Here is an 11598-nt window from a genome sequence, read left to right on the forward strand (position 1 = left end):
GGTCTCGCCTTCCACCCGCTTCATATACGTCTGGCTCACTTCGTGGCTTACCGCGTCGATGAATCTCTTGTAGATCCCGAAGCCATCATTCACCCACCAGAAGCAATCCCATCCCTGCACTCGCTCCCATGGCGGCTCAAACGTCCCGCTGCTGCAGTCCTTCGCGGTAAACGCCGCACTCCCCGGTTGCTTGTGGTTGGCGACAGTCCAGAGCCCTCTTTTTTCATACCCCAAACACCTGGAGTTCCCAGAGATCTCTAATCTCGGTTTGGGGCATCTCGGCTGCCAAGTCCGACAAATCTGCTGTCATCTAGCGAACCCATTTGATGACTGCTTTAAAGCAAAAACATTCAGAGCGTCCGATGCTACGGAAGCTCCGGCTTAGGAGATATCGCTGCAGGCAGTCCCGCCGTCGGACCCAGGATGGGTACCTCCTTAGGGTGTATTAATAAATAAATTTGCAGTTGCAGTCTTTGCAATGGTGAAATTGCTTGCCGTGGCGGTGTCCGTGCTAGCGAATAGGTTCGGAGAAGTAGCCCAAGCACCAAATCTTTGGTGGGTTCGGAATAATGGTTCGAGCGCTGCATCGGACTAAAGTGAACCGCCCTGAGCATTGCGCCAGCAACAAGTGAGGTAAGGCAGACATCGGAACGGGTTGACTTCATCTGTCTACAGGCGTGCGACAAGCATTCAGCAACCTGTGGCAATTGAGTTGGGCAAGGTGAGACCAAGCTGCTAATTGACGAAGCAAGGCGTGAAAGGCATCCTAGTGGATCGGAGCTGTTTTCACAGCCTCATCGAGTCGGAGCAGTGCCCAACTTTGACGATGCTGACTCAGCGTCGGGGTTTTCAGTGGGGCATAATTCCCTACAAGGCAAGGGCTTGCCCTGCTCGGCAGCATTTTTTCAGTCAATCAAGCTTCACAGGAAGGTGTTGGGACAAGAAGAAAAGGTATGGCTACAGGGGTGCCCAGGAAGTCCTTCTCTAGTACTCGAGTTCTACCGATACCGAATATTAATCCGATCTTAACCATTAGCAAACCCGTCTTTGAGATAATGCGAGTTGTCTGTTCGTTCGAACTTGGTTTGTAAGTTGTTGGATTATTTAATTTTTTGGTTCGATAATGGATACGAGTGCTGTTGTTAGTCTCGATCGAGTGGGAGTGGTTTATGACAATGGGGTTGTTGCGCTTGAATCAGTCTCACTTCAATTAAAACGAGGAGAGTTTGCAATCGTCCTAGGATCTTCCGGTGCAGGAAAGTCGACATTGCTCCGAACTCTGAACCACCTTCGACTACCAACTCATGGCAAAGTAACTGTAGAGGGAGTTGGAGAGCTAACCAAGCCCTCTGCACTGCGTCTGCATCGAAAGCGGACTGGAATGATTTTCCAACAACATCAGTTGATCGAACGTTATTCAGCGTTGAAAAATGTTTTGATGGGACGACTTGCTTATCACTCCTTTTGGAAAAGCTTGCTGCCACTGCCTAAGCTCGATCAACTAATTGCCTTAGATTGCTTGAAACGGGTTGGCTTAATTGATAAAGCCTTGACTCCTGTTAAATCTCTCAGTGGAGGTCAGCAGCAACGCGTTGGTATCGCACGCGCTTTGGCTCAGAAACCACGACTTATGCTTGCAGATGAACCCATTGCCAGCCTCGATCCTACTAGTGCTCATCAAGTACTGGCCTTGCTACGAGATATTTGCAAAAGCGAAGGTATTGCTGCCTTATTGAGCTTGCACCAATTGGAATTTGCCAAACAGTATGGCGATCGCATCATTGGATTAGCCAATGGTCGCGTTATTTTTGATGGCTCTCCTTCAGCACTACATCATCAACATCTCGATGAGATTTATACCAAGCGGTCCTTGGAACCTGTGATGTAAGTTCAGCGTCCAAATTTGCACAACTTGGTTTCCGACAACAGTTTCTGTTTGCTCAACAATTACAATTTTGAAGGAATGAAGTGAAATGGTCGGTATCAGTTTTAAGCACAGAATTATCGGCTTCTGTTTGTCAGGACTTATTGGGCTGGTAGGTTGCAACAACCCAAGCTCAACGACAAATCAGGGAGAAAAAACGGCTGGTCAAAATACAGCGGCCTTAGAATCAGTGGGCGACAACCCAAAGAAACTAATAGTTGCCCTACTGCCCGACGAAAATGCTGCCAGCATCATTCAAGATAATGAAGGACTGGTATATCACCTAGAAACAGAGCTCGGAAAAGATATCGAACTTGTTGTAACCACTGACTACTCGTCTATGATTGAAGCTGCGAGCAATGGGCGATTGGATCTCGCTTATTTCGGTCCTCTCTCCTATGTGTTGGCGAAAACAAAGAGCGATATTGAGCCATTCGCTGCTCGCCTGAAAGGTGGTTCTACCACTTACACCTCCATCGTTATCGGTAATGCCGAAGCAGGTATTGATGAGTTCGAGGATATCAAAGGAACCACAGTAGCCTTTGGAGATCCGGCCTCAACGTCTAGCCGTCTGTTTCCCGAACTAACTTTAGCTGAAGCAGGACTTATATCTGGGGAAGATTACGAAGCTGTGTTCTTGGGTGCTCATGATGCTGTGGCACTAGCCGTACAGAACGGAAACGCTCAGGCAGGGGGGCTCAGTCGTCCGATCTTTGATTCACTTGTTGAAAAAGGTAGTGTCGATCCTACCAAAGTCACGATTATTGCTGAATCGGCTCCCATTCCTCAGTACCCTTGGACTATGCGAACAGACTTGTCATCAGAACTCAAGGAGAATATTCGCGTCACCTTCTTAGAGTTGAATGATGAATCTGTACTGAAACCATTCAAAGCTGACGGCTTTGCGGAGGTGAGCGATACAGACTACGACGGTATCCGCCAAGCAGGGACAACCCTAGGATTAGACCTCGGGGAATTTGTCCAATAAATCACTCGCTCTCAAAGATATTCAACAGTAGGGCACTTGAATTAATTTGCTCAAGGCTGAAGATCGACCCGGCAGCCTGGGCATTTCAGCTGCCGGTGCTTCACACTCCAGAGATTTTTCGAGGTACCCAATATTTTAATCCTTAACTCGAGGTAGAGTTAATTCCCTGGGAGAAGACAATTGACTACAGGCTTCTAGCTTCGCTTTGGCAGTAGGCGGTAAGCAAAAGAAAACTCGAGAAGTTCCAGAATATATTTCTGTAAGATAACTAGCTCTACTTCAGAAGCAGCTGATTCTTTTATCATCTTGTGACTGTCCATTTGACCTTATGCAAGAGGTTTTGGTAATGAATGAAAACCAGGCAAGCTACACCGCGATCCTTCGCCAGCAACGACGACAATGGAACCAGCAGCTAATTCGCGTGTTGTTAATACTGGGAGTTGTTTTTATCAGTTTTGCAGTTGTGGAGCTGTTTGATATTGAACGCATGGCAGACGGCATTCCAGCAATTGTAACACTACTTTCCGAAATGCTTCCCCCAGACTTCAGCCGCTTTCCAAATTGGATAGAACCTATCGTTGATACTCTGGCTATGAGTGTGGCTGGGACTGCCATTGCTGTGGCACTGTCGCTGCCCTTGTGTCTTTTGGCAGCTCGAAATACAACACCACATCCAATCATTTTTCATGTTGCTCGTACCGTTTTGAATGTGACTCGAGCTATTCCCGAACTCATCCTGGGAATGATTTTGGTGGCCGCGGTTGGCTTCGGTAAACTGCCGGGTACATTGGCTCTTGGTCTTCACTCTGTGGGGATGCTTGGGAAGTTTTTTGCTGAGTCAATTGAACTTTGTAATCCTGCCCCCGTAGAAGCAGCTCGTGCAGCAGGTTCTACTGAACCACAAGTCATCGTTCATAGCATTTTGCCACAGGTTTTCCCTCAGATGGCTGACGTCACCTTTTATCGGTGGGAATATAACTTCCGTGCCTCAATGGTTCTGGGCGCAGTGGGTGCCGGTGGAATTGGCCTAGAAATAATCAGTGCCTTGCGGATCTTAAAATATCAACAGGTGTCGGCACTTCTCATCGTTGTTCTTGTGATGGTTACAATTGTTGATGGATTGAGCAACTATCTTCGCAAGGGTTTTGTGAAATGAGTGATGTTCCCAATCGTCCCAAAGTCGTACTCACACATTGGGTCCATAACGAGGTCATACAACTTCTTAGTGAAACTTGTACTGTAGTTGCCAACACAACTCGTGAAGCCTTATCTCGCGATGAAATTTGCCGACGTTCGCGAGATGCAGACGGGCTGATGGTTTTCATGCCCGATTCGATTGACAAGACTTTCCTCGATAGTTGTCCTCAATTGAAGGTCATTGCTGGAGCCTTACGAGGCTATGACAATTTTGATGTAGAGTCCTGTAGCGATCGCCAGATTTGGTTCACGATAGTTCCCGATCTATTAGCAGCCCCAACGGCTGAACTAACTATTGGACTTCTAATTGGTTTAGCCCGCCGGCTTTTGGAAGGTGATGCATTGATTCGTCATGGTAAATTTCCTGGTTGGCGTCCTATTCTCTATGGTAAGGGGTTGACAAATAAAACCCTTGGTGTCGTCGGCATGGGAAAACTAGGCCGCTCCCTAGCCGAGCGACTGCAAGGTTTCCAAATGCATTTACTGTATGCAGACCCTGTTCCTCTCTCTGCCGAATTGGAAAAAATGTGGCAGATTGAAGCTGCTCCTTTAGCAGAACTTTTAGAGAGCAGTGATTATGTCGTGTTAATGGTGCCACTACAGCCGGACACATTCCATTTAATTAATCGCGAGAGGATTGCTTGTATGAAACCCGGTAGCATTTTGATTAATCCTTGCCGAGGTTCTGTGGTTGATGAAAAGGCAGTTGCTGACGCGTTAGCCAGCGGCCACTTGGCTGGCTACGCTGCAGATGTCTTTGAAATGGAAGATTGGACTCGCTGCGATCGACCATCAAGCATTGAACCTCGATTGCTACAGAATCAGAATCAAACATTCTTCACACCTCATTTAGGTTCTGCTGTTGAAGAAATACGATTTGAAATTGCTATGGAAGCAGCTATGAATCTACTGCAGGCGTTACGAGGAGATATCCCGCGAGGGGCTGTAAATCAAATCAATAAATAAATGTGCGTACTGTCTTTGGCGGTATGGCGCTTGGTTGCCTTTTCCCTTAGCTAAATGACATAGCTCTGAAAACTGCATTCACTCGCTTTTTTTGATTTGGTAAAAAGCGCTTTTGGCTTATTATCTGGATGATAGGCTTCTGCCAGCATTTCCCAAACAGTAGATCCCCCCCTATTGCGACTGACCGGCCAATTGCAGTCCGCTTCCGTGTATGTTCACTCGCCGGCACTAGCGCATGCGGAGGCACCGCGGCGATCGAGGGCTAGCGGGCGCGCGATCGCCTCAATACCCTTTGCACGCCAAGCGACGGCCATCGCGTCAGCCACTGCAGGGGCTCGATCGCTGGGGGTTAAGGCAAGTAATGTCGGTCCGGCGCCGCTAATTGCTACCCCCCAAGCTCCAGCCGCACGGGCGGCCGACCGAACTTGCTCCCAACCGCTTATCAGCGGCAATCGATAGGGCTGATGCAAGCGATCGCTCATACCAACGCGCACCAAATCGCCGTTGCCGGTTGCCAGCCCGCGCACCAGCATGCCGAAATGCGCGACGTTGAATACTGCATCGGCGCGGCTGAATTCGTCAGGTAGCACTGCCCGTGCGGCAGCGGTCGAAAGTTCGAAATCGGGAATGGCAACCACCGGAACGATCGTGTCGTGCCAGGGCAACTGGCAGGTAGTTGTTCCAGTATCGTCGCTAGCACTCAGGCAGCAGCCGCCGAACAATGCCGGCACGACGTTGTCGGGGTGCCCTTCGATCGCGGTTGCCATATCTGCGAGTTCGTCGGACTTCAGCTGCGAGCCAGCAATGCGATCGGCTGCCACTAGCCCGCCAACGATCGCGGTGGCCGAACTGCCCAGTCCTCGCGCCAGCGGTACCCCCATGCGAATTTCGATCGCGATCGGCGGTGTCTCCCAACCGAGTTCGTCGAAATACCGCCGGTAAGCGCGGTACAACAAGTTACGTTCGTCAGTAGCAACGCGATCGGCTTCCGGACCGATCGCGCAAATACTCGTCTTGCTAGCCGGTGCGAACAAAAATTTGTTGTATAGCTGGAGCGCAACCCCCAGGCAATCGAAACCCGGGCCGAGGTTAGCCGTTGTCGCTGGGACGGTTGCGGCGAAGGGAGCGAAGGTCATTGTCGGCTTGTAATTGCCCGCAAAATAGGAAGGTCTACAGGCGATTTTAGCCCCTGCCGGTGCCGGTTTGGGAGCCCATCAACTGACGTATTGGGGCATACGCATCCAAGGAATCTCAGCTCGATTTTTGCACTAGCGCGGCTCGAAATGGACTTGTTGAGAACAGAGAGCTATGTTCCAGTACTCTAGGTTGCTGAAACGCTTTTCGGTCATGGCATGGAAATCTGTCTGTGTTTGCCCGAGCTAGCCTTGGTGTTAGGGCGTTTGACGTTGGTGCAACGGCAGAGCTGGTAACGAGTGGGTCGGCTGAAGCTTGCTAACTTCCGCTGGGTTTACAAGCAGAGCATCGCGCGAACGCACGACGAGGTCTCCAGTTTGCAAAGCCGAACGCCACCGCGTGCCCGTCCGCCAAGCACAATGCTTTGCAGCACTCCAGCGAGGGTTGGGCGGGTAGCCCGCGAAGCCGGATCGTAACGCCGCGCGATCGCTCTCGGGGATTGCAGTGCGGGCTTTGATGCCGTTGCCGAGATCGACTAGCGACGAAGGTGCGTCGGACATTCGCATCGCTCGTTCCCCCTACCGAATTTGTCACAATCCTACCAAATTCATTGTTTACGAGTCGCCTCTCGAGAGTTGCAGTGGGTTGCGGCAGTCCGCCAGTCGAATGCCCTACGTAGGCTAGAGCAGGGGGCATCGCACCACATTCTTTGCAAACATAAGGACCTCAAGCCAATATCAGTGACGCTTCCCAACAAACCGCGATTGCCTGCTGAGCAAGCGCATACTAATTTCGAATTCACAGCAGTCAAGGAGGTCGCGGCGATCTAACGCGGTGGAACCCGGTCTATGTTCTTAGCGAACCCACATCGAGCCGCGCACATCTCGAAAATCGAGTCGAGATTCGGCGTATGTGTTTACATGAGATCTTGGCTTGGGGTTGCGTTTCCCTCCGGATAGGGATAGGACTAAAAAAATGCAGAAACGTATTACAGATAACCGTGAATAAAAAGCAATACGTCCTTGCCCTCGATCTCGGTACAACTGGTAACCGCGCCATCCTGTTCGATGCAAACGGCGGTGTCGTCGGTCAGTCTTACGGCGAGTTGACTCAGTATTATCCCCATCCGGGTTGGCTCGAACACGACCCGATGGAGATTTGGCAAGATACGCGCAGCTCCATGCAGCAAGTGCTCCGCAGCACCGGCGTTGCCCCTAAAGAGATCGCGGCAATTGGCTTAACAGTCCAGCGCGAAACGTGTTTGCTCTGGGATAAAACGACCGGTCGGCCGCTGCACAACGCGATTGTTTGGCAAGATCGCCGCACGGCAGATATGTGCCGCAAGCTTGTCGAGATGGGTGCTGCCGATAGACTCGAGGACAGCACCGGCTTAGTCCTCGACGCCTACTTTTCGGCAACGAAAATTGCTTGGCTGCTCGATTGGGTTAAGGCAAACCACCCCGAGACGAACCTCGACAACATTCTCGCCGGAACGATCGATACCTGGGTGCTCTGGAACCTGACCGGTCGAAACGTTCACGCCACCGATCACAGCAATGCCAGTCGCACAATGCTGATGAACTTGGCCGACGCCACATGGGACGATTCGCTGCTGGCCTTGTTTGGCATCCCCCCGCACTTCATGCCCGAAATCCGTCCGAGTATGGGCGACTTCGGCACGCTCGACGAGGAAATCCTCGGTATACCAATTCCGATTACGGCGATCTTCGGCGACCAGCAAGCTGCCTTGTTCGCTCACGGTTGCGATCTACCCGGGATGCTTAAGTGTACTTACGGGACGGGTTGCTTCCTGATTTCACAAACGGGTGGCGAACTCACGCGATCGCGCAATCGCTTGCTTTCAACGGTGGCGTGGACGCAATCCAAGGACGGGCAACTGCAGGCCAACTATGCCCTCGAAGGTGCGATGTTTACGACCGGGGCTTGCATTCAGTGGTTGCGCGACGGACTCCAGCTGATTCGCTCGGCACCCGAAACGGAACCGCTCTCGCTAAAGGTTGACGATACCAACGGCGCATATTTTGTCCCGGCATTGAGCGGATTGGGCACTCCTCATTGGGATATGAACGCGCGCGGAGCCTTCGTCGGCATTACGGGCGGCGTTCGGCGCGAACACATCGTGCGCTCGGTGTTGGAGGCGATCGCCTACCAGGTCAAGGAAGTGGTCGATGCCATGAACCGCGATGGCGATACTCCCATCAGCCGCCTGAAAGTCGATGGCGGTGCGTCCCAAAACAATTTCTTGATGCAGTTTCAAGCAGATGCTCTAGGCGTTCCGGTGGAAAGACCGGCAATTCTGGACGCCACTGCACAGGGTGCGGCCTTCGGAGCGGGCCTGGCAGCCGGCTCCTGGGACGACTACGGCATGCTAGTGCACCAGCGCAAAGTCGATCGCGTCTTCGAACCGGGAGCAGGGAGTACGCAAGCCCAAGGCAACTTTACCGACTGGCAGCGTGCGGTAGAACGCGCCAAGAACTGGGCTATGTAGGGGTATTAGGCGAAGCGATCGCGCAGTTTGGGTGGAGCTATAGCGATCGCGTCACTTTTTGGCTATTCTCATAAGAGTAGGTTTAGCAACCCCGATCCACGGGCGATTAGCTCAGCGGTAGAGCGCCTGCCTTACAAGCAGGATGCCACTGGTTCAAATCCAGTATCGCCCATCTTTATCACCGCTTATTCAATTGTGGTGTCCCGTTCAGTCTCGCAAGTCTTTTGGTCTCGTGTCTGGCTTCTAAAGGAGACTCGAATGTTTCCCCTACAGGGCTAACAATCGGAGAGTCCTATCTTTAGCGGACCGAGGTAGACAGTTGCGATCTGCAACGGCTGGACTTCTGCCGAACTGGGCTCGCTTGCACCGGGAACGGAAAGTATTAAAGGCTCATACCATTCCCAAATATTCACTCACCTAAACTAAACTCCTCCAAACCGGTAATGTAGGCCTTCAGGGATCTGGTTAAGCTGATGTTCCCCGATTGGGTAGAAGGACTCGGCCACGCTTGAGTGCAGCATCTAGCGCTGAAATCGACGCCGACCTCAAATTGGCGGGCATACCTACAGAGAACGAATTCAGCTTATCCCAAGTGCAGTTATCCTCGGTCCGCAAGTCCCGTTCCGCTGCAACTGGTTGAGGGGCTGGAGCCCGGCACTTGGGCATAATTGCATCGCCTCCACGACACGTCAGTGACGGACTGGGACACCATTATCTTGTTACCAGAATTCGCCAAACTGCGGTAAACCTGCCACAAGCGCGAAGCGATTTTGTCGAGTTGGATAAAGTCCTATCCATCGTTAACATCGGGTGAGCAGTGTCGGCAGTAAGGTCGATGCCCGCGAAAAGGTGCTGCCTGAATTGCTAAGATGCTAAGCTGACAGGCTTCACCCCCATATTTCTCGGGCGCTTGGGGGCTTGAGATATAATTGGGTGCCATCCCAGGTCATCTCGATAAATTTATGAACGTGTCAGCTCCGAAGAATTTGAAGTGGTCTCAGTTCAGACATTACAGAGAGTTGATGGGGACTTTAGTTGAGAGAAACCTCAAGGGGCGTTACAGAGGCTCCTCCCTAGGGATCTTCTGGTCCCTCCTCAATCCTATGATCATGGCTGGTATTTACACGGCTGTCTTGGGCAATGCTTTTGCAGAACATTTTGATAATTCAATTATTAATTATATTCTTGCAGCTTTCACCGGACTGGCAATCTTTCATTTCTTCTCTGCGGCGACGTCTCAGGCGCTCAACAGCGTTGTTTCCAATGGTGGACTGCTCAACAAAATCTACTTACCGGTTAGCGTTTTTCCTTCAGCAGCAATAGCCGCAAACATTTTTCAGTTTTCAGTTGCAACTTTACCTTTATTCGCGATAGTAACCATTTGGCGATCGCAAAGCATTGTGAATGTTTTTGCATTGATTTTCCCAGTAATAGCCTTGATACTCGTGAGTAGCGGGGTCGGCTATTTTCTTAGTGCAACATTCGTTTTCTTCCGCGACACCCCCCACCTCTATCAAGTCACGATTTATGCTTTGCGAATTGCAACTCCTGTCTTTTACCCGGTAGAGATTGTTCCCGAGAGGCTCAGACCTTTCATTGTATTAAACCCTCTGTCACAGGTTATTGAAAGCGTCCGGCAGATTACGCTCTCAGGAGATCCACCCGACCTCAATCTCATACTGGGAACGGTGCTGAGTAGCCTTGTTGTCGCCATCCTCGGATGGATCTGGTTCGGGCGGTTGCGCCCGCATTTCATGGACTTGTTGTAGATGGAAGTAATTCGCTTGGATCGGGTATCTCTCTATCGAAGAACTCAGGAGGAGTTTTCCTACGATTTCAAAACGAGTCTCATATCTCTATTAGAGGGCAAGTATCGTCACCCCAATCGCAAGCTCGTTCTCAGCGACATAAATTTAACGCTGAGAGCTGGCGATCGAGTTGGCATTGTCGGAGCAAATGGTTCCGGCAAATCAACCCTTCTGAAGGTTATCTGTGGGATTTTGAAACCAACGGGTGGGAAGGTATCAGTCTCGGGGAACCTTGCTCCACTAATCGAGCTGGGTGCTGGATTTGATGCAAGTATGAGTGTTTCCGACAATGTTATCATGTACGGCGTCATGTTGGGATTTGCGCGTCGGGAAATGCGGCGCCGTCTACCATCAATTCTCGACTTCGCCGAGTTAGAAGACTATGCGTTTGCACCGGTAAAGTCCTTGTCTTCAGGAATGAAAGCGCGTTTGGGTTTTGCCGTTGCGACTGACGTACGTCCAGATATTTTATTACTCGATGAAGTGCTGTCCGTAGGAGATGCACAATTTCGCAAAAAGTGTCGCCGGCGCATCGAGAAGTTCTGGGCAGAGAACGTCACGATTATCGTGGTTTCTCACGATCTTAAATTCATACGGCAGTGGTGCCAGCGAGCAGTCTGGTTAGAGCATGGCAAAATCGCATTTACTGGCAGTGTGGACGAAACAGTCGAACGTTATTTAGCTGAAGTCGAGAGAGTTTAGAGGTAGCTTTCTTCAAATAGGTTTCTCTATATAGCTATGACTCGGCATCGACCTACTCTGTTTTCTGTAGGTTCTGAATAGGAATGGACACCTTGCTAGGAAAATGTTTACTCGTGAGTAAATAGGGCTTGCTGAAAAAGATGAAAGGGAGACCAAGGATAGTCAAAATGCCGGACTAAGGGATGGTGACTGTCAAGAGACTCTCGGAAGCCATGCGTCTAATTCGGTGACGAGTTGAGCGGCTACCCCCTTCAGAAATCTCTCCAAGACCTGTTTTCTCCTTAGCCAGTTTGTCCAAAGCCACAAAAGGAGCTGGCGCTGGAGCCAGCGCTCCAGATTCATGACTAGAAACGTGATGGCGATGCGACTT

The 11598-nt window shown here is 50.8% G+C and carries 9 protein-coding genes and 1 tRNA gene; 8 read left to right on the forward strand and 2 right to left on the reverse strand.

The features are described from left to right. Nucleotides 1-1123: 1123 nt before the first annotated feature. The 4 genes from phnC to KR51_RS06890 all read left to right on the forward strand — a co-directional run bounded on the left by phnC (nucleotide 1124) and on the right by KR51_RS06890 (nucleotide 5075). A complete protein-coding gene (gene phnC / locus KR51_RS06875) occupies nucleotides 1124-1888 on the forward strand; it encodes a phosphonate ABC transporter ATP-binding protein (RefSeq protein WP_022606223.1) in 765 nt (254 codons plus the stop codon). An 85-nt stretch (nucleotides 1889-1973) separates the two neighbouring features. Then, nucleotides 1974-2912 carry a phosphate/phosphite/phosphonate ABC transporter substrate-binding protein gene (phnD, locus tag KR51_RS06880; RefSeq protein ID WP_022606224.1) on the forward strand — a complete coding sequence of 313 codons (939 nt, stop codon included), beginning with the start codon at nucleotides 1974-1976 and terminating at the stop codon, nucleotides 2910-2912. 346 nt (nucleotides 2913-3258) lie between these two features. Next, nucleotides 3259-4068, forward strand: a complete 810-nt coding sequence (gene phnE / locus KR51_RS06885; RefSeq protein ID WP_022606225.1) for a phosphonate ABC transporter, permease protein PhnE — start codon at nucleotides 3259-3261, stop codon at nucleotides 4066-4068. Next, nucleotides 4065-5075, forward strand: a complete 1011-nt coding sequence (locus KR51_RS06890) for a phosphonate dehydrogenase (RefSeq protein ID WP_022606226.1) — start codon at nucleotides 4065-4067, stop codon at nucleotides 5073-5075. The genes phnE and KR51_RS06890 overlap by 4 nt, the downstream gene beginning before the upstream one ends. A 215-nt stretch (nucleotides 5076-5290) precedes the next feature. On the opposite strand, the gene thrB is transcribed toward KR51_RS06890, so the two are convergent. Both thrB and KR51_RS06900 read right to left on the reverse strand, forming a co-directional pair. After that, nucleotides 5291-6211 carry a homoserine kinase gene (gene thrB, locus KR51_RS06895; protein ID WP_022606227.1) on the reverse strand — a complete coding sequence of 307 codons (921 nt, stop codon included), beginning with the start codon at nucleotides 6209-6211 and terminating at the stop codon, nucleotides 5291-5293. Nucleotides 6212-6466: 255 nt separating this feature from the next. Beyond that, complete coding sequence (locus KR51_RS06900) at nucleotides 6467-6769, reverse strand: hypothetical protein (RefSeq protein ID WP_051358102.1); 303 nt, start codon at nucleotides 6767-6769, stop codon at nucleotides 6467-6469. 434 nt (nucleotides 6770-7203) lie between these two features. On the opposite strand from KR51_RS06900, the gene glpK reads away from it, so the two are divergent. From glpK to KR51_RS06920, 4 genes are all read left to right on the forward strand, one after another. After that, entirely contained in the window at nucleotides 7204-8718 is a 1515-nt protein-coding gene (gene glpK / locus KR51_RS06905; protein WP_040655470.1) for a glycerol kinase GlpK, read from the forward strand. A gap of 100 nt (nucleotides 8719-8818) precedes the next feature. After that, nucleotides 8819-8890: transfer RNA gene (locus KR51_RS06910), tRNA-Val, on the forward strand. 790 nt (nucleotides 8891-9680) lie between these two features. After that, nucleotides 9681-10487, forward strand: a complete 807-nt coding sequence (locus KR51_RS06915; protein ID WP_022606230.1) for an ABC transporter permease — start codon at nucleotides 9681-9683, stop codon at nucleotides 10485-10487. Further along, on the forward strand, nucleotides 10488-11228 hold the full coding sequence (locus KR51_RS06920; protein WP_022606233.1) for an ABC transporter ATP-binding protein: 741 nt from the start codon (nucleotides 10488-10490) through the stop codon (nucleotides 11226-11228). Nucleotides 11229-11598: the final 370 nt, after the last annotated feature.

The organism is Rubidibacter lacunae KORDI 51-2, assembly GCF_000473895.1.
Taxonomy (GTDB): domain Bacteria; phylum Cyanobacteriota; class Cyanobacteriia; order Cyanobacteriales; family Rubidibacteraceae; genus Rubidibacter; species Rubidibacter lacunae.